General features: G+C 63.6%; 18 protein-coding genes. 14 read left to right on the top strand and 4 right to left on the bottom strand.

Annotation, left to right across the window (positions count from 1 at the left end; all coding sequences use genetic code 11):
* Positions 1-3: 3 nt before the first annotated feature.
* From AC097A_RS17390 to AC097A_RS17375, 4 genes are all read left to right on the top strand, one after another.
* On the top strand, positions 4-900 hold the full coding sequence (locus tag AC097A_RS17390) for a DMT family transporter (protein WP_479621814.1): 897 nt from the start codon (positions 4-6) through the stop codon (positions 898-900).
* A 4-nt stretch (positions 901-904) separates the two neighbouring features.
* Complete coding sequence (locus tag AC097A_RS17385; RefSeq protein WP_315847829.1) at positions 905-1876, top strand: LysR substrate-binding domain-containing protein; 972 nt, start codon at positions 905-907, stop codon at positions 1874-1876.
* 79 nt (positions 1877-1955) lie between these two features.
* On the top strand, positions 1956-2810 hold the full coding sequence (gene ubiA, locus AC097A_RS17380; RefSeq protein WP_479621813.1) for a 4-hydroxybenzoate octaprenyltransferase: 855 nt from the start codon (positions 1956-1958) through the stop codon (positions 2808-2810).
* Positions 2811-2873: 63 nt separating this feature from the next.
* Positions 2874-4757: a putative bifunctional diguanylate cyclase/phosphodiesterase gene (locus tag AC097A_RS17375; protein ID WP_479621812.1), complete on the top strand. Its 1884-nt coding sequence runs from the start codon at positions 2874-2876 to the stop codon at positions 4755-4757.
* Positions 4758-4801: 44 nt separating this feature from the next.
* Here AC097A_RS17375 and AC097A_RS17370 read toward each other — a convergent pair whose 3' ends face one another.
* On the bottom strand, positions 4802-5122 hold the full coding sequence (locus AC097A_RS17370; protein WP_105261588.1) for a PsiF family protein: 321 nt from the start codon (positions 5120-5122) through the stop codon (positions 4802-4804).
* 140 nt (positions 5123-5262) lie between these two features.
* Here AC097A_RS17370 and argS point away from each other — a divergent pair, with 140 nt between their 5' ends.
* The 9 genes from argS (at position 5263) to AC097A_RS17325 (ending at position 14167) form a co-directional block, all read left to right on the top strand.
* Entirely contained in the window at positions 5263-6960 is a 1698-nt protein-coding gene (argS, locus tag AC097A_RS17365) for an arginine--tRNA ligase (RefSeq protein ID WP_479621811.1), read from the top strand.
* A gap of 21 nt (positions 6961-6981) precedes the next feature.
* The gene (locus tag AC097A_RS17360; RefSeq protein ID WP_479621810.1) at positions 6982-7650 is read left to right on the top strand and encodes an SPOR domain-containing protein; all 669 of its coding nucleotides are present in this window, start codon (positions 6982-6984) and stop codon (positions 7648-7650) included.
* A gap of 68 nt (positions 7651-7718) precedes the next feature.
* Complete coding sequence (locus tag AC097A_RS17355) at positions 7719-8372, top strand: thiol:disulfide interchange protein DsbA/DsbL (protein ID WP_105261924.1); 654 nt, start codon at positions 7719-7721, stop codon at positions 8370-8372.
* A 94-nt stretch (positions 8373-8466) separates the two neighbouring features.
* Positions 8467-9399: an exopolyphosphatase gene (locus tag AC097A_RS17350; protein WP_479621809.1), complete on the top strand. Its 933-nt coding sequence runs from the start codon at positions 8467-8469 to the stop codon at positions 9397-9399.
* 75 nt (positions 9400-9474) lie between these two features.
* A complete protein-coding gene (lptA, locus tag AC097A_RS17345) occupies positions 9475-10083 on the top strand; it encodes a lipopolysaccharide transport periplasmic protein LptA (RefSeq protein ID WP_479621808.1) in 609 nt (202 codons plus the stop codon).
* Positions 10080-10856, top strand: coding sequence for an LPS export ABC transporter ATP-binding protein (gene lptB / locus AC097A_RS17340; RefSeq protein WP_479621807.1), 777 nt, complete (start codon positions 10080-10082; stop codon positions 10854-10856). The genes lptA and lptB overlap by 4 nt, the downstream gene beginning before the upstream one ends.
* On the top strand, positions 10856-12460 hold the full coding sequence (gene rpoN, locus AC097A_RS17335; protein WP_479621806.1) for an RNA polymerase factor sigma-54: 1605 nt from the start codon (positions 10856-10858) through the stop codon (positions 12458-12460). The genes lptB and rpoN overlap by 1 nt, the downstream gene beginning before the upstream one ends.
* Complete coding sequence (locus AC097A_RS17330; protein WP_479621805.1) at positions 12457-13731, top strand: THUMP domain-containing class I SAM-dependent RNA methyltransferase; 1275 nt, start codon at positions 12457-12459, stop codon at positions 13729-13731. Before rpoN ends, AC097A_RS17330 begins: the two co-directional genes overlap by 4 nt.
* A complete protein-coding gene (locus tag AC097A_RS17325; RefSeq protein WP_479621804.1) occupies positions 13724-14167 on the top strand; it encodes a putative toxin-antitoxin system toxin component, PIN family in 444 nt (147 codons plus the stop codon). Before AC097A_RS17330 ends, AC097A_RS17325 begins: the two co-directional genes overlap by 8 nt.
* Here AC097A_RS17325 and AC097A_RS17320 read toward each other — a convergent pair.
* A complete protein-coding gene (locus AC097A_RS17320) occupies positions 14157-15383 on the bottom strand; it encodes an MFS transporter (RefSeq protein ID WP_479621803.1) in 1227 nt (408 codons plus the stop codon). The genes AC097A_RS17325 and AC097A_RS17320 overlap by 11 nt on opposite strands.
* 95 nt (positions 15384-15478) lie before the next feature.
* Between AC097A_RS17320 and AC097A_RS17315 the strand changes: the two genes are divergently transcribed.
* Positions 15479-16402 carry a LysR family transcriptional regulator gene (locus tag AC097A_RS17315; RefSeq protein ID WP_479621802.1) on the top strand — a complete coding sequence of 308 codons (924 nt, stop codon included), beginning with the start codon at positions 15479-15481 and terminating at the stop codon, positions 16400-16402.
* Between the two features lie 62 nt (positions 16403-16464).
* Here AC097A_RS17315 and AC097A_RS17310 read toward each other — a convergent pair whose 3' ends face one another.
* Both AC097A_RS17310 and AC097A_RS17305 read right to left on the bottom strand, forming a co-directional pair.
* A complete protein-coding gene (locus tag AC097A_RS17310; protein ID WP_479621801.1) occupies positions 16465-19290 on the bottom strand; it encodes a sensor histidine kinase in 2826 nt (941 codons plus the stop codon).
* A gap of 8 nt (positions 19291-19298) precedes the next feature.
* Positions 19299-20879, bottom strand: coding sequence for a methyl-accepting chemotaxis protein (locus tag AC097A_RS17305; protein ID WP_479621800.1), 1581 nt, complete (start codon positions 20877-20879; stop codon positions 19299-19301).
* Between the last annotated feature and the right edge of the window lie 59 nt (positions 20880-20938).

The raw sequence follows: 20938 nt of genomic DNA, 5'->3' as shown, positions 1-20938 counted from the left end.
CGGATGCTGTCACATTTACAAACACGCTGGCGTGCGCTGGCCGGCAATACGCGTGGCGTGTTGTTGGTGGTGCTGGCCATGGCCTGCTGGGCCGTGCTGGACGCCTGCAACAAACGGCTGATGGCCACGGGCATACCCCCCAAACAAGTGCTATTTTTGCAAGCCACCGTGGTGCTGGCCATGCTCGCTCCGGTGGTGGCGTGGACGCGCGGGCGCATGGTGGCCACACGCCAGCCGCGCATCCACTTGCTGCGCGCGGTGTTCATCGTCACCTCCGCCTGGTGCGCCGCCTACGCGGTGTCGCACCTGCCGCTAGCCGAGGCCAGTGCCTACCTGATGACGGGCTCACTCTTCATGCTGCCGCTGGGCGTGTGGCTCTTGGGTGAGCAGCCACACTGGCTGCGCTGGAGCGGGGTGCTGGTGGGGTTTGGCGGGGTGTTGGTGATCTTGCAGCCCGGCGCCCAAGCTTTCCACCCTGCCGCGCTGGTGGCGCTGTTCGGTGCGCTCATGGAGTCCATGCTGGGTGTGGTGCTCAAGAAGTATTCGGGGCAGGAGCATCCCATCGCCGTGTTGACCTGGAGCCAGGTGGCCTGCTGGCTCACCTTTGGCGTGTTTTCCGGCTTCAGCCTGCCCAGCGTGCCACCGGCGCTGTGGTGGCTGCTGCCGGTCGTGGGTGTGGCCGCCGCCGGCATTTACCTGAGCTACTTTTTTGCCTACCGCGCGGGCGATGCGTCGGCGGTGGAGGCGGGCAGCTTTTCGCTGCTGCTGTTCAGCCCCACACTGGGCTGGCTGGTGTTTGCCGAAACACCCGAGCTGGCCTTCTGGCTGGGCGCCGGCCTCTTGGTGTGTGGCATTGCGCTGGTGATTGTGGAACCCACGGGCCGGGTGAGAGGACAATAGCGGCATGACCCTGACCGAACTCAAATACATCGTGGCCGTGGCGCGTGAGCGGCACTTTGGCAAGGCGGCGGACGCCTGCTACGTCTCGCAGCCCACGCTGTCGGTGGCGGTGAAGAAGCTCGAAGAAGAGCTGGACGTCAAACTCTTCGAGCGCAGTGCCAACGAGGTGACCGTGACGCCGCTGGGCGAAGAAATCGTGCGCCAGGCGCAGGCCGTGCTGGAGCAGGCCGCCAATATCAAGGACATTGCCAAACGCGGCAAGGACCCGTTGGCCGGGCCGCTCAAGCTGGGTGTGATCTACACCATCGCCCCGTATCTGTTGCCCGACCTGGTGCGCCAGGTCATCACCCACAGCCCGCAGATGCCGCTGATGCTGCAGGAGAACTTCACCGTCAAGCTGCTGGAAATGCTGCGCACTGGCGAGATTGACTGCGCCATCCTGGCCGAGCCTTTTCCCGACACCGGGCTGGCACTGGCTCCGCTGTACGACGAGCCGTTTTTTGCCGCCGTGCCGACCAGCCATGCGCTGGCGGGCCAAGACCATGTGACCACGGAAGAACTCAAAAAGGAAACCATGCTGCTGCTGGGCAATGGCCATTGCTTCCGCGACCATGTGCTGGAGGTGTGCCCCGAGTTCGCACGTTTCTCCAGCGATGCCGAGGGCATCCGCAAGAGTTTTGAGGGCTCGTCGCTGGAGACCATCAAACACATGGTGGCCGCGGGCATGGGCATCACGCTGGTGCCGCGCCTGAGCGTGCCCAAGGAAGCCATGGAGCCCAAAAAACGCAAGGGCGAAGAGCCCTTTGTGAAGTACCTGCCGGTGCAGGACAACAAACCCGATGGCAGCAGCCTGCCCCCGCCCACACGCCGGGTGGTGCTGGTGTGGCGGCGCAGCTTCACGCGCTACGAGGCCATCGCCGCGCTGCGCAATGCGGTCTATGGCTGCGAATTGCCCGGCGTCACGCGGCTGTCCTGATTTTTAAGCCAAATTGGCCTCTAGACCCCGTGGATATTGCGCAAGCAGCTCCTGTATTCATAGCAAACTGGTGCCCCCTGTGTTCTCCGCCAAACTATCCCTTTACCTGGACCTGATCCGCTGGAACCGCCCCGCGGGCTGGCTGTTGCTGCTGTGGCCCACGCTCAGCGCGCTGTGGTTGGCGGCCGGTGGTTTTCCGGGTTGGCACCTCATCGTGGTGTTCACGCTGGGCACCATCCTCATGCGCAGCGCGGGCTGTTGTGTCAACGATGTGGCGGACCGCGAGTTTGACAAACACGTGAAGCGCACGGCGCAGCGCCCGGTGACCAGCGGACGCATTGGCACGCGTGAGGCGCTGCTGGTTGGCGCCGCGCTGGCGCTGGCGGCGTTTGCCCTGGTGTTGACCACCAATGCCGCCACGATTGCCTGGTCGTTTGCCGCGCTGGCCGTGGCCCTGGTCTATCCCTATGCCAAGCGTTATGTCTCTATGCCGCAGGCGGTGCTGGGGGTGGCCTTCAGTTTTGGCATTCCCATGGCTTTTGCCGCCGTTACCGGTGAAGTGCCCCTGCTGGCCTGGGCGTTGCTGGTGGGGAACTTGTTTTGGGTGCTGGCCTACGACACCGAATACGCCATGGTGGACCGTGATGATGACCTCAAGATCGGCATGAAAACCTCGGCCATCACGCTGGGGCGTTGGGATGTGCCGGCGGTGCTCAGTTTCTATGTCGTCTACTTGGCCCTGTGGTCCTGGCTGGTGCTGCCCACGCTCACGCGCCCCTGGGCCTGGTGGCTGGGCGTGGCGGTGGCCGGGGCCCAGGTGGTGTGGCACGGCACGCTGATTGCCGACCGCGGGCGCGACGGCTGTTTCAAGGCCTTTCGCCTGAACCACTGGATCGGCCTGGCCGTGTTGGGCGGGGTGCTGCTGGGCGTTTAGGCGTGACGGGGGGTGGGCTTTGCGTTAGCATGAATCCACGCCAACGCTTGGAGCCCCGCTTCCATGAAAGAGCTCGCCGGACAAGACCCCGACTCCATTGCGCGTGTACGCGCCCGGCGTTTGCGGCAGATCTCCGGCTTGGTGTTTGCAGGCCTGCTGGTGGCCACGACGGGCTATGTGTTGGAGCGCAATTGGTCCATCGTGTGGCTGTTGCTCCCCGGCATGGGCTTGATGTTGCTGTGCCTTTGGTTGAGCCAGCGTGGCCGCACCGATGCCGCAAACCTGATCTTCCTTTTCTCCTTGACCTCCGTGGTCTGCGCGCTCACCTGGGTCAGCGAGGGCATCAAGGACGTGGCGCTGCTGTCCTTCCCGGCGCTGCTCATTATGGCGGGCCTGCTGGTATCCACACGCGCCTTTTTTGTGCTGTTGGGGAGCATGGTGGCCTACCTGGTGTTTCTGACGCTGGCGACCGAAGTCTTGCACTGGCGCCGTACGGGGTATGTGAGCCCGCCCTACGAGCAGCTGCGGGATGTGCTGACGATTCTGGTCGTCAGTGGGCTGGCCATTTGGCTGATTTTGAGTGACTTGCAAAAAGCGCTGGCCAGCCTGCAATTGCAAATCACGCGTTACCGCGAATCGCAGGCGCAACTCACCTACCTCTCGCAACACGACAGCCTGACCGGCCTAGCCAACCGCAGCCTGGGCCGTGAGCGGCTGGAGCGCGCCATTGCGGTGGCGCGCCGCCAGCATCGCCGTGTGGCGGTGCTGTTTGTGGATCTGGACAACTTCAAGGTGATCAACGACTCGTTGGGCCACGCGGCGGGCGACGACTTTCTCAAACAGGTGGCGACGCGCCTGAACCAGACGCTGCGCAAGGCCGACATCGTGGCGCGCCATGGGGGCGACGAGTTTGTGATTGGCCTGAGCGATGTGAACAGCGCGGAGGATGCGTCGGGCGTGGCCACCAGTGTGCTGCTGCGCATGGAAGAGGCCTTCATGCTCAAAGACACCGAGGTGTCCACCTCGTGTTCGATTGGCATTGCGCTGTTTCCCGACGACGGTGGCGACTACGAAACCCTGATGCGCCAAGCCGATATAGCTATGTACCGCGCCAAGGAGTCAGGCCGCAATGCCTTTCGCTTTTTTGATGCCGCCATGCAGGCCGACCTGCAACACAACCTGCAGTTGGTGGCCAACCTGCGCATTGCGCTGGCGCGTGCGGAGTTTGTGCTGCATTACCAGCCGGTGTTTGACCTGCACTCAGGCGTGTTGGTAGGGGCCGAGGCCTTGATCCGCTGGCAGCACCCGGAGCAGGGTCTGTTGATGCCCGGTCATTTCATTGCCGCGGCCGAAAAAGCGGGCGTGATTGTGGAAATGGGCGAGTGGGTGCTGGCCCAGGCCTGCCAGCAGGCGGCGCAGTGGCAACGGGTGGGGGCGCCGCTGGTGCTGGCGGTCAACCTGTCGCCGGTGCAGTTTCGCCGTGGCAATGTGGAGCAGGTGGTGGAAGACGCCCTGCAGCGCTCGGGTCTGCCTGGCAGTTGCCTGGAGCTGGAGATCACCGAGTCCACGCTGATCGAGGACACCGAGCGGTTTGTGGTGTCTTTGCAGCGGCTCAAGGCGCTGGGGGTGTCGATTGCGATTGACGACTTTGGCACCGGCTATTCCAACCTTGGCTACCTGCAGCGTTTTGCGGTGCACAAGCTCAAGATCGACCAGTCGTTTGTCAAAGGCATGCTGGACAGCGAGCCGCAGCATGCGATGGTGGCCGCCATTGTGCAAATGGCCAAGGGCCTGCACCTGGTCTCCCATGCTGAGGGGATTGAGGAAGAGCGCATCCGCGATGCCTTGCGTGCCCTGGGCTGTGAGCAGGGGCAGGGCTACTGGTTTGCCCGGCCCGAGCCGGCCGAAGCGTTTGGGCGACGTCTGGTGCCGGCCGACGGGGCATAAAAAAGGCCCGCACGGTGGCGGGCCTGGCAGCGATGCAGGGGCGCTTATTTGGCGCTCAGGCACTCGCTCATGAATTTCTTGCGTGCATCGCCTGCAAGTGCCTTGGTCTTGGCGTCGGCATTGCAGGTTTTCATCTTGTTTTGCTGCGTGGTGCCCGCGTCAGCAGCGGCCCCTGCGGGTTTGGCGCTCAGGCAGTCTTTCATAAAGGCTTTGCGCTCATCCCCTGCGAGTGCCTTGGTCTTGGCATCGGCGTTGCAGGTCTTCATCTTGTTCTGTTGGGCGGAGGGGGCTTTTTCTTCAGCGGCGTGGGCGCCGCTGACTGCCAGTGCCAGACCCAAAGCCACGAGAGAGATCAGTTGTTTCATCAGTCGTCCTATCCAAAAGATGGCAGCGATGCCGCCGTTGCAGAAAAAACCCTAGCGATTACAAGCATATAACGAAAAGATGACGTGACCGTTGACGGACTGGCCCCCGGGCTTTCCCGGGGGACCCGTAAAATCGCGCCATGCTCACCGTCAAACACGATCTCCTGCAGGCGCTGGCCGCCTGCCTGGAACAACTCTCCCCCGGCTCGGGTGCCAAGGCTGCTTTTGAATCTCCCAAAGTGGCGGCCCATGGCGACCTGGCCACCACAGCGGCCATGCAACTGGCCAAGCCCCTGAAAATGAACCCGCGCCAGCTGGCCGAGACCCTGCGTGCCGACCTGCTGGCCACACCGGTCTATGCCCAATGGGTGCAAGACATTGAGATTGCCGGCCCGGGCTTTATCAATATCCGCCTCAAGCCCGCCGCCAAACAAGAAGTGGTGCGCGAGGTGCTGGGCCAGGGTGACCAATTTGGCTACCAGCCGGGCAACGGCCAGCGTGTGCTGGTCGAGTTCGTCTCGGCCAACCCCACGGGCCCGCTGCATGTGGGCCATGGCCGCCAGGCCGCGCTGGGCGATGCGATATGCAACCTGTTTGCCACCCAGGGCTACGCAGTGCACCGCGAGTTTTATTACAACGACGCCGGCGTGCAGATCCTGACCCTGGCCAACAGCACCCAGCTGCGCGCCAAGGGTTTCAAACCCGGTGACGATTGCTGGCCGGTCGACCCCGAGAACCCCGCCAGCAAGGCCTTCTACAACGGCGACTACATCCAGGACATTGCCAACGACTTTTTGGCCAAGGCCACCGTGCAGGCCGATGACCGCAGCTTCACCGCCAGCGGTGATGTGGACGACCTGGAGTCGATCCGCAACTTTGCCGTGGCCTACCTGCGCCGCGAGCAGGACAAAGATCTGCAGGCCTTCAACCTGAAGTTTGACGAGTACTACCTGGAGTCCAGCCTGTACACCAGCGGGCGCGTCGAGGCGGCTGTGAACAAGCTGGTTGCCAATGGCAAGACCTATGAGTTGGACGGCGCGTTGTGGCTCAAGTCCACCGACTATGGCGATGACAAGGACCGCGTGATGCGCAAGAAGGACGGTACATATACCTACTTCGTGCCCGACGTGGCCTACCACATCGCCAAGTGGGAGCGCGGCTTCACCAAGGTGGTGAACATCCAGGGCACCGACCACCACGGCACCATTGCCCGCGTGCGCGCCGGCCTGCAAGCAGCCGATGTGGGAATTCCCCAGGGCTACCCCGACTACGTGTTGCACACGATGGTGCGTGTGGTCAAGGGCGGTGAAGAGGTCAAGATCAGCAAGCGCGCGGGCAGCTATGTGACGCTGCGCGACCTGATTGAGTGGACCAGCAAGGACGCGGTGCGTTTCTTCCTGCTGAGCCGCAAGCCCGACACCGAGTACACCTTCGACGTGGACCTGGCCGTGGCCAAGAACAACGACAACCCGGTGTACTACGTGCAGTACGCGCATGCGCGCATCTGCTCGGTGTTGGCCAGCTGGGGCGGTGATGTGGACGGTCTCAAGGCCGTGGACCTGTCCGCACTGGACAGCCCGCAGGCCCAGGCCTTGATGCTGCTGCTGGCCAAGTACCCCGAGATGCTGACCGCCGCGGCCGAGGGCGAAGCCCCGCACGACGTGACCTTCTACCTGCGCGAACTGGCCGCCAGCTACCACAGCTACTACGATGCCGAGCGCATTCTGGTGGACGACGAAGCGGTGAAGCTGGCACGTCTGGCGTTGGTGGCCGCCACAGCCCGCGTATTGCACAATGGCTTGGCCGTGCTGGGCGTGAGTGCCCCGCAAAAAATGTGAGATTAAGTGAGAAAGCAGCACATGAAGTTTGAACGTGGCGGAACCATTGTGGGTTTCATCGTCGGTGTGGTGGTGGGCCTGGGGGCAGCCCTGGCGGTGGCGGTCTACGTTACCAAGGTGCCGGTGCCCTTTATGAACAAGAGCCAGAGCCGCAGCGCCGACCAGAATGAAGCTGAGGCGCAGAAGAACAAAAACTGGGACCCTAACGCCATCCTGTATGGCAAAAATCCTGCCCCCGCAGTGCCTCCGGCCACCACGCCAGCGTCTGCTGCGTCGGCCGCCAAAAACAAGGTCGAAGCAAAGACCGAGGCCAAAGTCGAACCCAAGGCCGATGCCAAAGCAGATGCCAAGGTCACCAAGCCCGATGCCAAGGGCGAGGTCAAGCCCGCCATGTCGGCAGACCCGCTGGGAGATCTGGCCAAGGCCAAAACCGCGGCGCCCGCAGAGGCCGATGCCTTTGTCTACTTTGTGCAGGTCGGAGCCTTCCAGAAGGCTGAAGACGCCGAGAGCCACCGCGCCAAGCTGTCCCTGAGCGGGATAGAAACCAAAATTTCCGAACGCGAACAATCGGGCCGTCCGGTGTTCCGGGTGCGCGTGGGACCTTTTGACAAGAAGGACGATGCGGACAAGGCCAAGGACAAAATGGACAAGGCTGGCATGGAGACCGCGTTGGTCCGGGTCCAGCGTTAAGCGCGGGCCCAACAGGAACTTTCTGGGTGGGGCTTTGTCCCACCAGCCTCTTTACAAGTGAGATGGACATGAAACGACGCGAATTCACGCAACTGACCACTGGTGCTGCCGTGGCCTCGGCCACTTTGTTGGGCACATCGGTACAAGCCCAAGCCAGCAAACCCAAGGCGGGAACCGATTACCAGGTGCTGGACCCACGTGCTCCTGTGGAAGCCAGCGCCGGCAAGATCGAAGTGGTGGAGTTCTTTTGGTACAACTGCCCGCACTGCAATGCGTTCGAGCCCACGCTGCAGGCCTGGATTGGCAAGTTGCCCAAAGACGTAGTGTTGCGCCGTGTGCCTGTTGCCTTTCAGGATAGCTTTGCACCGCAGCAGCGCCTGTATTTCACCCTCGAAGCCATGGGGCTGGTGGAAAAACTGCACGCCAAGGTGTTCGCCGCCATCCACGTGGAGAAGAAGAACCTTGCCAGCGGCGAGGCGATTCTGGAGTGGGTGGTCCAGCAGGGCGTGGACAAAGCCAAGTTTGTGCAGCAGTACAACTCCTTCACCGTGGTGACCAAGGTCACCAAGGCCACCCAGCTGCAAAACGCCTACAAGGTTGAGGGTGTCCCTGCCTTGGGCGTGGCCGGGCGCTACTACACCGATGGCTCCATGGCGGGCACTATGCCGCGTGCGCTGCAGGTGGTGGACGTGCTGGTGGCCGACGTGCGCGCCGGTCGCTAAGCCCCCGGGTTTTTACGCCGGGAATGGCGCCAGCCCGCAAGGGGCGGGGCTAGAATGGTTTGGCACCCATTCAACCTTTGTGGAGATTGTTCCCATGGCGCACCAGAAATTTCGGCTTGTCACCCGCAGTGACTTTGATGGCTTGGTGTGTGCGGTTCTGCTCAACGAGATGGACTTGATCGACGACATCAAGTTCGTCCACCCCAAGGACATGCAGGACGGCAAGGTGGAGGTGTCCGACCGCGACATCACCACCAACCTGCCCTATGTGCCCGGCGTGCATCTGGCCTTTGACCACCACGAGTCCGAGACGGTGCGCAACACCGGCGAACGCCCCAACCACATCATCCTGCCCGACGCCGACTCGGCCGCACGCGTGGTGTTTGATCACTACGGCGGCACCAACCGTTTCCCGGCGCGCTTCCACGACATGATGGAAGCGGTAGACAAGGGCGACTCGGCTCGCTTTAGCCACGATGAAATCATGGCTCCCACGGGTTGGGTGCTGCTGAACTACCTGATGGATTCACGCACGGGCCTGGGCCGCTTCCGTGAGTTCCGCGTCAGCAACTACCAGCTGATGATGGATTTGATCCAGTACTGCCGCCACCATGGCATCGAAAAAATCTTGCAACTGCCCGACGTGGTGGAGCGTGTGGAGCTGTATTTTGAGCACGCGGCCAAGGCCAAGGAGCAACTGCTGCGCTGCTCCACCGTGCAGGGCAACTTGTTGGTGCTGGACCTGCGCAACGAAGACACCATCTTTGCGGTGAACCGTTTTATGGTCTACGCGCTGTTCCCGCAGACCAATATCTCTATCCACGTGTTGTGGGGTTTGCAGAAGCAAAACACCGTATTTGCCACCGGCAAGTCCATCACCAACCGCACTTCCAAAACCAATATTGGCGAGCTCATGCTGGGCTACGGTGGGGGCGGCCATGCCAACGCGGGGACCTGCCAGGTCGAGAATGACCGCGCGGCCGAGGTGCTGCAGGCGCTGGTCAAAAAAATTAACGCCGACGGCTGAGTCAGCCAAGGCGCGAAATGCGCAAAGCGCTCGGTACAATGGCCGAAGCGCTTTTCGAGCAAGTTTCGTGCCTTTATGAAAAAAACTATTCTGTCGGTGTCCTTGGGGCTGGTCCTGTCCAGCGTGGCGGGGTACGCCTGGGCCGAAAAGGCCGACCGCAACAAGCCCATGAATGTGGAGGCCGATGCCCTGCGTTATGACGACTTGAAGCAGGTGAGCGTCTTTACCGGCAATGTGGTGCTGACCAAGGGCAGCATCGTCATCCGCGGCGCCCAGCTCGAAGTGCGCCAGGACCCCGATGGTTACCAGTTTGGCTTGGTAACCGGCTCGGCGGCCACCCCGGCGTTCTTTCGCCAGAAGCGTGATGGGCTGGACGAATTCATTGAAGGCGATGGCGAAACCATCGAATATGACGGTCGGGCCGACACCGTGCGCTTCATCAAAAAGGCCCAGCTGCGTCGCTTCCGCGGTGCCACGCTGGCTGATGAGGTGACCGGTGCGGCCATCTTGTATGAGAACCTCAGCGACAAGTTCACCGTAGACGGCGCACCCAAGAGTGCCACCGCGCCCGCGGGCCGTGTGCGCGCCATGCTGACACCCAAACCGGACGCCCCAGCACCCACCACCCCCCAATCCAGTCCTACCCTGCGTGCCACGCCGCAACTTGAGAAGGCCGCCCAGTGAGTGCGCCCATCCAAGAAGCCCCGGACACCAGCACCGGGCGGCTGGAAGCCCGGCATTTGCAAAAGTCCTATGGCAAACGCCAGGTGGTCAAGGACGTATCGCTGGCCGTGCGCACTGGCGAGGTGGTGGGCCTCTTGGGCCCCAACGGTGCGGGCAAGACCACCTCGTTCTACATGATCGTGGGCCTGCTGCGCGCCAGCGCGGGCGACATCACCATCGACGGTCAGTCCATCGAACACATGCCCATACACCGCCGCGCGCGCCTGGGATTGGGCTACCTGCCGCAAGAAGCCTCGATATTCCGTAAGCTGAATGTCGAAGACAACGTGCGTGCGGTGCTGGAACTGCAGCGCGACGAGGCGGGCAACCCGCTCAAGTCGACCGAGATTGAAGCGCGCCTGACCGCGCTGCTGCAAGACCTGCGCGTGGAACACCTGCGCGAGTCGCCCTCGCTGGCCCTGTCGGGCGGCGAGCGCCGCCGTGTGGAGATTGCGCGGGCGCTGGCCACGCGGCCGCGCTTCATCCTGCTGGACGAACCGTTTGCCGGTATCGACCCGATTGCGGTGATCGAAATTCAACGCATCATCAACTTCCTCAAGGGCCGTGGCATCGGCGTGCTCATCACCGACCACAACGTGCGCGAGACCCTGGGCATCTGCGACCACGCCTACATCATCAGCGACGGCCATGTGCTGGCGCAGGGCACCCCCTCCGAGATCGTGAACAACGCCGATGTGCGCCGTGTCTATCTCGGTGAGCATTTCAAAATGTGATGAAGCAAGGGCTGTCTTTACGCGTTTCCCAACACCTGGCGCTCACGCCCCAGTTGCAGCAGTCCATCCGTCTGCTGCAGCTCTCCACGCTCGAGCTCAGCCAGGAAGTGGAGCAGATGCTGGACGAGAACCCGTTTTTGGAGCTGACCGAGGACCGGGCCGAGCGCGAAGACTTTGGGCTGAATGCCGTGGATGCCACGGTCAGCGAAGGCGACCGCTTGTCCGAGAGCAGCGAGGTGGATTACGCACCCAGTGCGGTGGCGGACTACGCCACCTCGACCAGCACCAGCAGCAATGACGAAGAAGCCACGCCGCTGAGCAGCAGCGACGAACCCAACTGGGAAGGCGACGGCACCACCGAAATGACGCCCGACGATGGCGAGTGGGGCGTGGACGCCAAGGCCAACAACCTGGGTGATGACGAAGAGAAAGACGCCACCGAGCTGGCGCGCTCCACCGAATCGCTGCAGGCCTTTTTGCACCGCCAGGCCCTGAGCCTGCGCACCAATGCTACCGATGCGGCCGCGCTGCGCTTCCTGATCGAATCGCTCAACGACGATGGCTACTTGGAAGACCCTTTGGAAGAGCTGGCGCGCAGCCTGAGCCCTGGCGACGAAGAACAGCTGCAAGACCTGGTGCACCACTTCACGGTGGCGCTGGGCCTGCTGCACAGTCTGGAGCCCGTGGGCGTGGGCGCGCGTGACCTAGGCGAATGCCTGCGTTTGCAGATCAAGGCCTTGCTGGCCCAGGCCGAGGTGGATGGTGAAGACGAACGCGCCGAGCTGCTGCGGGTGGCGCTGGGCATTTGCAGCAAACCCATAGACCTGCTGGCCAGGCGTGACATCAAGCGCCTGGTGCAAATGGGCGTGGGCAGCGATGCGCTGGTGCGCGAAGCGATAGCGCTCATCGCGCGGCTGGAGCCCAAGCCCGGACGCCGCTTCATCGACGTGGAGCGCAACATCGTGGTGCCCGACGTACTGGTGGTGTCGATTGGCAAGGTCGGCGGCATGCCGAAGTTCCGCGTGCAGCTCAACCCCGAGGTGATGCCGCGCCTCAAGGTGCACGACATTTACGCCAACGTGCTGCGCAACCACCGCGGGGGGCGCGACGGTGCCGGCCACGCCGCCCTGCAGCAGCGCCTGCAGGAGGCGCGCTGGTTCATCAAAAACATTCAGCAGCGCTTTGACACCATCCTGCGCGTGAGCACGGCCATCGTGGAGCGGCAGAAAAACTTCTTCACCCACGGCGAGCTGGCCATGCGCCCGCTGGTGCTGCGCGAAATTGCCGACGAGCTGGGGCTACACGAGTCCACCATCAGCCGCGTGACCACGGCCAAGTACATGGCCACGCCGTTTGGTACCTTCGAGCTCAAGTACTTCTTTGGCTCTGGTTTGGGCACCGAGAGCGGCGGCAATGCCTCCAGCACCGCGGTGCGTGCGCTCATCAAACAGTTCATCGCCTCCGAGAGCGCCAAAAAGCCCTTGAGTGACAACCAGATCTCTGACATGCTCAAAGAGCAGGGCATCGAATGCGCCCGGCGCACCGTGGCCAAATACCGCGAGGGCCTGAAGATCGCCCCCGCCTCACTCCGCAAAGCGCTATGAACCAATTGACCCTTTTTCTCCCCTGCGCCGCTGGCGTGGAGGAGTACCTGTCGCCGGAGATTTTGCAAATCACCGGCTTGCCGCCCGGCTGCGTGACCAAGCAGCGCGGTGGTGTGGCGGTGCGCACCTCGTTTGCGCACGCCATGTTACTCAACCTGTACAGCCGCCTCTCGCAGCGCGTGCTGGTGCTGGTGTCGTACACCGAATACCGCAGCGAACAAGACCTGTACCGCGCCGGCCTGCAAGTGCCATGGGAGCAATGGTTCACGCCCAAGGAGAGCATCAAGGTTGAGGTGACCGCGCAGCACAGCCCGCTGACCTCGCTGAACTTTGCCGCGCTCAAGGTGAAGGACGCCGTGTGTGACCGCTTCCGCGAAGTGGCGGGCGGCGTGCGCCCTGACGTGAACACGCAGTGGCCCGATGTGCGCATCTACGCTCACCTGACCACCGACAGCTGCTCGCTCTATATCGACACTTCGGGCGAACCGCTGTTCAAACGCGGCTGGCGCGAGGACAAGGGCGACGCGCCGCTGAAAGAAACCCTGGCCGCGGCGATGATCGCCGCCAGCGGCTGGGCCTCGGGCGACGACGATTTGATGCCGCTGTATGACCCCTGCTGCGGCAGCGGCACGGTGGCCATTGAAGCTGCACAGATTGCCTGCAACATCGCGGCCGGCTCGCTGCGCCGCTTTGCGTTCGAAAAATACCGGCCCTTCCGCTCGCAGGAATGGGCAGACATGAAGGCCGAGGCTGCCGAGGCGGTGGTCAAACCCGAGCCAGGCCAGCCTGCGCTGATTTATGGCAGCGATGTGTCGCACCGCATGGTGGACTTTGCCCAGCGCAACGCCCAGCGCGCCGGTGTGGCCGATGTGATCGAATTCCGCGGCGGCGACGCGCTGCAGCGCATGCCTCCCATCGAGGGCGGCGGCGTGATGGTGCTGAACCCGCCCTACGGCGAGCGCATTGGCATTGGCGGCGTGGCCGGTGAAGGCGAGGGCGCACGCTTTGGCGCGCGTGAACTGGCGCAGACTGACGAGGGCGTGGACTTCTTCAACCAGCTGGCCAGCCACTGGAAGAAGAATTACAGCGGCTGGACCGCCTGGGTGCTGACGCCGGACCTGAAGCTGCCCAGCAAGATGCGCCTCAAAGAGTCGCGCCGCGTGCCCATGTGGAACGGCCCGCTGGAGTGCCGCCTGTTCAAGTTCGACATGGTCAAGGGCCGCCTGGCCAAGGGCGCTGCACCGCAGGCTTCCAACGAGCCCAATGACTGAGGGGCAGGCTGCGGGCGTGGCTGAAGGTGTCCGTCAGATCATTCTGGACACCAATATCGTGCTGGACCTGCTGGTCTTTAACGATGCGGCAACCCCCCCGCTGCGCGACGCCCTGCAGGCCGGGCGCCTGCAGTGGGTGGCCACCGCCCCCATGCGTGACGAGCTGGCGCGTGTGCTGGCCTATCCGCAGATTGCCAAGCGGCTGGCCTTTTACGGCCTGAGCGCAGAGCAGGTGTTGCAGGCGCGCGATGCCCAGGTGCAGACTCTGGACGTGCCGCCCAAGGCCAGCGTGACCTGCAAAGACCCGGACGATCAGAAGTTCATTGACCTCGCCGTCGCCCAGCGCTGCCTGGTACTGAGCAAGGACCACGCCGTGCTTTGCATGGCAAAACGGCTGCTAGCCCTTGGCGGCGCTGCGCGAGCAGCTATCGAATAGATAGCGCCTCAGCGCTGCCCGCGGTCACGGGCCAGAGTCGTACGGCCAGCGCGGTGGCTGCTGCTAGGGCCGCCAGACCACAGACCCCTGCCCACCCCCACTGCGCCAGCGCCAGGCTGCCCAACCAGGCACCGCTGGCCATGCCGATGAACATGCCACCCATCAGCACCGCATTTAGGCGGCTGCGAGCGGCGGGCTCCAGGCTGTAAACGATGGTCTGGTGCGCAATCAGGCTGGCCTGCACGCCCAGGTCAAACACCACAGCGCCCAGGGCCAGTAGCCACAGTGGGCTGTCCGTTCCCAGCGCACCCAGGCCCATGGCCAGAAACGCGGCCACCACGAGGGCCGCGCCCAGCCGCGTCACCACCTCGGGGCCACGGCGATCCGCCATGCGGCCGGCCAGCGGCGCAGCCAGTGCACCCGCCGCGCCGGCCAAGCCAAACGCACCGGCGGCAGCGCTGCCGAGGTGGGCGGGCGCGGCATGCAACATCACGGCCAGCGTGGACCAGAAGGCGCTGAACGCCACGCTGAGCAAGCCCTGCGCGAGGGCCGCGCGGCGCAGGCCGCGGTGGCGCTGCCATAGCGTGGCCAGCGTGCGCATGAGCGCCAGGTAGGGCAGCTGCGTGGTGGACGCAAAGCGCGGCAGGCCGCGCCATACGGCGACCCCCAGGAGCGCAATGCTGAGCGCTGCCGCTACAAACATGGCGCGCCAACCCGCCTGCTCGGCCACCAGGCCAGACACCACGCGCGACAGCAAAATGCCCAGCAGCAGCCCGGTCATCACCGTGCCCACAATCTTGCCGCGGCTGGCTTCGGGCGCCAACGTGGCGGCGGCGGGCACGATGTCCTGCGCTAGCGTGGCGGATACGCCAATCACCAGGCTCGCCGCTAGCATCACGCCCAGCGAAGGCGCGGCCGCAGCCGCCAGCAGCGCCAGGCACAGCACGGCGGCCTTACCCAGGATGATGCGGCGTCGGTCAAACCGGTCGCCTAACGGGGCCAGCAGCACCAGGCCCAGGGCGTAGCCCAGTTGGGTGAGTGTGGGCACCAGGCCAATGGCGGCGGGTGTGGCGCCGAATTCGGTGCCCAGTACGCCCAACATGGGTTGGCTGTAGTAGAGCGCAGCGGCGGCCAGGCCGGCGCCGGTAGCCAGCAGCAGCACCAGTGCTGCGGGCAAGGCATTGGCGGGCTTATGCGTGGAAGTGGTCGAAGTCATGGTGTTAACCCTTGGTTTGCAGTGGATGCGAGTGTGTCACTGCATAAATTGCTTGGGAACACCCGCAATTCGCACAATTGTTATACGCTCTGCGTATGAAGTCTGCCCCAGACCGTATCGAACTCATGCAGACCCTGGTGCGCATCGTGGAGGCCGGCAGCTTGTCGGCCGCCGCGGCGCAGCTGGGCACTACCCAGCCCACGGTGAGCCGGCGCCTGCAGACGCTGGAGCGCATGCTGGGTGCCAAGCTGCTGCAGCGCTCCACCCATGCCATGCAGCTGACCGAGGAAGGCCAGCGCTGCTTTGCCCATGCCAAGGAACTGCTGCAGAACTGGGACGCCTTCGAGGCCGACCTGCGCGGCAGCACCGAGGTGCCCGAGGGCACGCTGCGCGTGGTGGTGCCGCACGCCATTGGCCAGCAGCAGCTGGTGGGGCCGCTGGCCGATTACCTGCAGCGCCACCCGCGTGTGGCGGTGGAGTGGCTGCTGCACGACCGTACCCCGGACTTCATTGCCGATGGCATTGACTGCGCCATCCACGTGGGCGCGGTGGACGACCCCGCGGTGGTGGCCGTCAAGCTGGCGGAGATCCCGCGCATTGTGGTGGCCGCGCCCGCGGTGCTGGGCGATGCGCCGCCACCGGCCCATGCGGCCGACCTGGCCACGTTGCCCTGGCTGGCGCTGCGCACCTTCTACCGCAACGACATCACGCTGCGCCACAGCGACGGCACGCAGCAGCGCCTGGCGCTGAAACCGCGCATGAGCACCGACAGTCTGTACGCGTTGCGCAGTGCGGCGCTCTTGGGGCTGGGGGTGTGCGTGGCGTCCAGCTGGGCGGTGGCCGAAGACGTGGCCGAGGGCCGGCTGTTGCACCTGCTGCCCGATTGGCGCGCCGAACCGTTGCCGATTTACCTGCTCTACCCCTACGCCCACTTTTACCCGGCCAAGTTGCGCCACTTTGTAGACATTCTGCGGCCCGCGCTGATTGCAGGGTGGGGTACGCCGGCGTTGCCGATTTAAGGGTTAAATTGGCTGCTAGCCCTTGCTAGTGCTGCGCAAGCAGCTATCGAATAAATAGCAGTTTAGTGCAGGGGTGCCGGTCCACTGTGCGCCGGTGCCTGGGCTGGCAGGCGCAACACAAAGCGGGCGCCAGCGCCCGGCGTGCTGTGGGCGGTGATGCTGCCGCCCAGCACATTGGTGACCAGGTTGTAGACGATGTACAGCCCCAGGCCACTGCCGCCGCGGCCCAACTTCGTGGTGTAGAAGGGCTCAAAAATGTGCTGCAGGTTGCCCGCAGCGATGCCGCAGCCGTTGTCGGCGTACTCCAGCACCACCTCTTCGCCCTCTTGCCGGGCCTGGATGCTGATGTGGCCCTGGGCCAGACCTTCAAAGCCATGGTTCAGGCTGTTGGCCAAAAAGTTGGTCAGCACCTGCTCCAGCGGGCCGGGATAGCTGTCCAGGGCCAGGTCTGCGGGAATGGCGAGCTCCACTTGGTGCTTGGCGTTCTTGAACAGGGGCCGGGTGGTGGTCAGCACTTCGTTCACCACATCGCGCAGCGCAAAGTGACGCCTGCGTGTGCTGCTCTGGTCGACCGCCACTTCCTTGAAGTCGTTGATGAGTTTGGCTGCTTTGGTGGCATTGCGCTCGATCAACGCGCTGGCTTCTTGCAAGCGGTTGGCGGCCTTCTCCACGTCGGAGCGGCGCGCGCTACCGGACAGCAGTTTCTGGCTGAAGTCGGCCACCTCGTCCGTGAGGGTGGAGGCGACGGCCATCACATTGCCGATGGGTGTGTTCAATTCATGGGCTACGCCAGCCACCAGGCTACCCAGGGCGGCCAGCTTTTCGGACTGCACCAGCTGCCCCATGGCGTGTTTGAGTTCGGCGTTGCGGGCTTGTACGCGGGCTTCCAGGTCGCGGTTCAATTCTTCCAACGTGGTTTGGGCCCGCTTGAGGCGGGTCACGTCGATCAGGGTTTGGATGGCGCCGGTGACTTTGCCCCGTGCGTCTCGCAGAGGGGCGGCGCAGTAGCGTATCCACATGCCACCGCCAGAGCTCTCCAGCGCTTCAAAATAGTCTTCTCCTTCCAGTGCACCTGGGATGATGGGGCTCGCTCGCAACTTGCCAGCGTACAAATGTTGCAGCTCATCGACCTTGGCGCCGTCCACCAGCACGTCCAGCAGGCAGGGGCGGGCGCTGGCGTAGATGCCACGCCACGTCTCGGTGGTGCCCACCACTTCCTCCGCGTGCACACCGGTCATGCGGGTCATGTGGGGGTTCCAGAAGGTGATCTGGTGTTGTGCGTTGATGGCAAACACCGCGACCGGAAGATTTTGGTAGACCTGCTGCAGGCTGTGTTCAAACTCTTTGGCCATCACCTCCGCCTGTTTGCGGTCTGTGATGTCGCGGATGGTGGACACCGTGCGCTGGCCTTGTGCCATCTCGAAGCGGGTCATGGAGATCTCCGACCAAAACACCGAGCCGTCTTTGTGCCGCGAACGCCACTCAAAAAACTGGGCACCCTCGCGCCGGGTCTTTTCAATCCAGGCTTGCGCTTCCTCCGCACCATAGCCGGGCTCCTCGGCACTCAAATCTACCGGGCGTAGCGCGCTGACCTCGTCTTGCTGGTAGCCAAACAGCTGGCAAAAGCGGGAGTTGATTTGCACGATCTGGTTGCTGTGGGCATCGCGCACCATGATGGCGTCGGGGCTGTGGTCAAACAGGGCCTGGTAGTTGCGTGTGCTCAGGCGCTGGGCGGCCTCGGCCGCATGGCGCACCCGGATGCCGTGCAGCAGCAGGCCAATGATGACCAGCATGCTGCCAAACAGGACACTGAGCCATGGAATATGGGGGCGCAAGGACTCCATGGTGTCCTTGGGGCGCTGCAGTACCGTCGCGCCAGCAGGCAGGCGGTCCAGGTCTACGTCCCAGCGCTGCATCTGCGGGTAGTCAAAGGTGGCATGTGAGCCGCCTTCGATAAACGGCAGCGGCGTCGGTGCTGTGCCATGGAGCAGCTGCGTCGCCAGGCGCCCCGCGGTATGTCCCTGGTCCAGGCCCGACACCAAAAACCCGCCCAGCACCCCCGGGCGCATGGCCACGTCACGTGTCACGGCGACAGGGGCCTTGGCCGCTGCGGCCCAGAGATCGGTGGCTTCTTCATGGGTCAACACACGGCCATCGGCATCCCGGTTGAAGGGCAGCGCAAATACCAGGTCTTGGGGGCCGAGTTGGCCAAGCCGCTGTTCAATGGCGGCCACCGGCAGATTGCTCAGGTATTCGATCGTTGCCCCGGGGTGGGTGGCCATGCGGCTGTGCAGCGTTTCCACCTGGGCCAGGCTGGTGCGACTCTGGTCATGGATCACCACCACGCGCCGGGTCTGTGGGCGCATGCGCAGCATTTGCTGCAGGCTTTCGCCCACATCCAGGTCGTCAAACACCCCTCCGATGGCTGTGGCTTGCTGCAGGGCCGCACGCCGGCTGCTGGAGACACCGGAGAACACAATCGGAGTGTCTTTGAAGTGTTTGTCGCGCAGGCGCAGTGTGAAGTCCAGCGCGTCATCGTCTGCGGCAATCAGGACGGCGGGCGCGGTATGGCCGTATTTGGAGAGCAGCAGGTCTTCGGTGAGCTGGTAATAGCGTGCGCTGGGTGGCACATGTTTGGTGTCCAGAAAGTCCAGCTGCAGCTCGATGGGGTGTGTCAGGGCTTGCAGCTGTTCGCGCACACCGGCAATCTGGGCGTCGCTCCAGGCCATGCCGGCGTGGTACGAAGCAATCATCTGCACCCGGGCCAACTCTGCGGCGCTGGCAGGGGCCCACACACACCAGAGCACCATCCAGCAGGCCCACCGGCGCCAGTGCCGGCCGGGGTGTTGCGCTACCGGTGAGCGCCGGGTCTGCTTTGCCGTGGGCAAACCAACCTTCAGGCCGACAAGGCCAGGGAGCTGCTGTTGGCTGCGTGTTCGGGGGACAGTTTGAATACCGCCATCACCTCCACCAATGCATGCGCCTGGGTGCGCAGGCTGCTGGCGGCAGCGGCCATTTCCTCTACCAGGGCCGCATTTTGCTGGGTCGCCTGGTCCATCTGGTCCACCGCATGGCCGACCTGGGTGACTCCTGATGCCTGCTCGCCGCTGGCTGCGCTGATCTCGCCCACGATATCGGTCACCCTGCGAATGGCCCCCACCACCTCGGCCATGGTGCTACCGGCCTGGTCCACCAAGGCGGTGCCTTGCTCCACACGCGTCACGCTGTCGTTAATGAGGGTTTTGATCTCTTTGGCGGCCTCGGCACTGCGCCCGGCCAGGGAGCGCACCTCGCTGGCCACCACCGCAAAGCCGCGGCCTTGCTCGCCCGCACGCGCGGCTTCCACTGCCGCGTTTAGCGCCAGGATATTGGTCTGGAAGGCAATGCCGTCGATCACGCTGATGATGTCGGCAATCTTGCGGCTGGCTTCGTTAATACCCTTCATGGTCTCTACCACTTGGCCCACCACCTCGCCACCGCGGATGGCGACATTGGAGGCTGTCATGGCCAGCTGGTTGGCCTGGGAGGCGCTGTCGGCGTTTTGCCGCACGGTGGAGCTCAGTTCGGTCATGGAGGCGGCGGTTTCTTGCAGTGCGCTGGCCTGCTGTTCGGTGCGGGCTGACAGGTCGTTGTTCCCCTGCGCAATTTCGGCGCTCGCGGTGGATACACCCTCGGCACTGGTGCGCACGCCGCCCACCATGCGGGCCAGGTTGTCTCGCATATCGCGCAGCGCATGCATCATGTCAGCGGTTTCATCCTTGCCTTGGGGCTGGATGCGTATGCTCAGATCACCCTGGCTGATGGCCTGTGCCGAATCCACCGCCTGTTGAATGGGCCGCGTAATAGAGCGGGTGGACAGCACGGCGAAGATCAGACCGATCGCCGCTGAAAGCCCCGCCCCGATGCCCAGAATCCACTGGCCGCTGGCGGCTACGGCTTCAGTTTTTGCAACACCCGCCTTGAGTTGAACTTCCATGTGCTCAATCAGCACATCCAGTGACTTCAGGTAGGCGCTGGCCAAGGGCAGCAAGGTCGCATCGACCGCGGCAGTGACGTCTTCACCGGCCAGTTTTTTCTTCAGCAAATCGGAGCGTGGCCCGCGGTAGGCCTCCCGGACCTTGCCAATGTCGGCAAACAGGGCCTTGCCTTTGTCGTCAGTAATCATGGGCTCCAGTTCCTTTTGCAGGCCGCTGATGACCTTAGAGGTCTCGTCCATCTCTTTTTGCAGAATGCCCACGCGGTCGGTGCTGGATGCGTGCAGGGCCGCGGCAGTGCGTACCCAGTTGATACGGATGTTTTCTACCCACTTTTGGGTGAGGGAGGAGCGCTCCACCTCGACATAGGCCAGACTGTGCGCTTCCTCTTTGAGTGAGCCTAGGCGCCACATGCCAGTCAGGGCCATCAAGGCGGTGATCAGCAGTACGACCCCAAACGCCAGTCCGAGCCGGGCGCCGATGCGCAGGTTGCTTCCAATCATGCTGTCTCTCCTCGAGTTGTATACAAGACACTTTACTCCCAAGTGCGCCAAAGCAAAAG

Source organism: Rhodoferax sp. XS2R6 (assembly GCF_056521365.1).
The sequence above is the reverse complement of the archived record's forward strand: the minus strand, read 5'-3'. Positions and strand labels throughout refer to the sequence as shown.

What these genes read in the sequence shown, in the direction of transcription:
- argS (WP_479621811.1), top strand. Translation starts at nt 5,263, where the DNA reads ATGCTCACCGTCAAACACGATCTCCTGCAGGCGCTGGCCGCCTGCCTG.
- AC097A_RS17370 (WP_105261588.1), bottom strand. Translation starts at nt 5,122, where the DNA reads ATGAAACAACTGATCTCTCTCGTGGCTTTGGGTCTGGCACTGGCAGTC.
- AC097A_RS17330 (WP_479621805.1), top strand. Translation starts at nt 12,457, where the DNA reads ATGAACCAATTGACCCTTTTTCTCCCCTGCGCCGCTGGCGTGGAGGAG.
- AC097A_RS17315 (WP_479621802.1), top strand. Translation starts at nt 15,479, where the DNA reads ATGAAGTCTGCCCCAGACCGTATCGAACTCATGCAGACCCTGGTGCGC.
- rpoN (WP_479621806.1), top strand. Translation starts at nt 10,856, where the DNA reads ATGAAGCAAGGGCTGTCTTTACGCGTTTCCCAACACCTGGCGCTCACG.
- AC097A_RS17375 (WP_479621812.1), top strand. Translation starts at nt 2,874, where the DNA reads ATGAAAGAGCTCGCCGGACAAGACCCCGACTCCATTGCGCGTGTACGC.
- lptA (WP_479621808.1), top strand. Translation starts at nt 9,475, where the DNA reads ATGAAAAAAACTATTCTGTCGGTGTCCTTGGGGCTGGTCCTGTCCAGC.
- AC097A_RS17350 (WP_479621809.1), top strand. Translation starts at nt 8,467, where the DNA reads ATGGCGCACCAGAAATTTCGGCTTGTCACCCGCAGTGACTTTGATGGC.
- AC097A_RS17360 (WP_479621810.1), top strand. Translation starts at nt 6,982, where the DNA reads ATGAAGTTTGAACGTGGCGGAACCATTGTGGGTTTCATCGTCGGTGTG.
- AC097A_RS17320 (WP_479621803.1), bottom strand. Translation starts at nt 15,383, where the DNA reads ATGACTTCGACCACTTCCACGCATAAGCCCGCCAATGCCTTGCCCGCA.
- AC097A_RS17305 (WP_479621800.1), bottom strand. Translation starts at nt 20,879, where the DNA reads ATGATTGGAAGCAACCTGCGCATCGGCGCCCGGCTCGGACTGGCGTTT.
- AC097A_RS17390 (WP_479621814.1), top strand. Translation starts at nt 4, where the DNA reads ATGCTGTCACATTTACAAACACGCTGGCGTGCGCTGGCCGGCAATACG.
- AC097A_RS17385 (WP_315847829.1), top strand. Translation starts at nt 905, where the DNA reads ATGACCCTGACCGAACTCAAATACATCGTGGCCGTGGCGCGTGAGCGG.
- AC097A_RS17355 (WP_105261924.1), top strand. Translation starts at nt 7,719, where the DNA reads ATGAAACGACGCGAATTCACGCAACTGACCACTGGTGCTGCCGTGGCC.
- AC097A_RS17325 (WP_479621804.1), top strand. Translation starts at nt 13,724, where the DNA reads ATGACTGAGGGGCAGGCTGCGGGCGTGGCTGAAGGTGTCCGTCAGATC.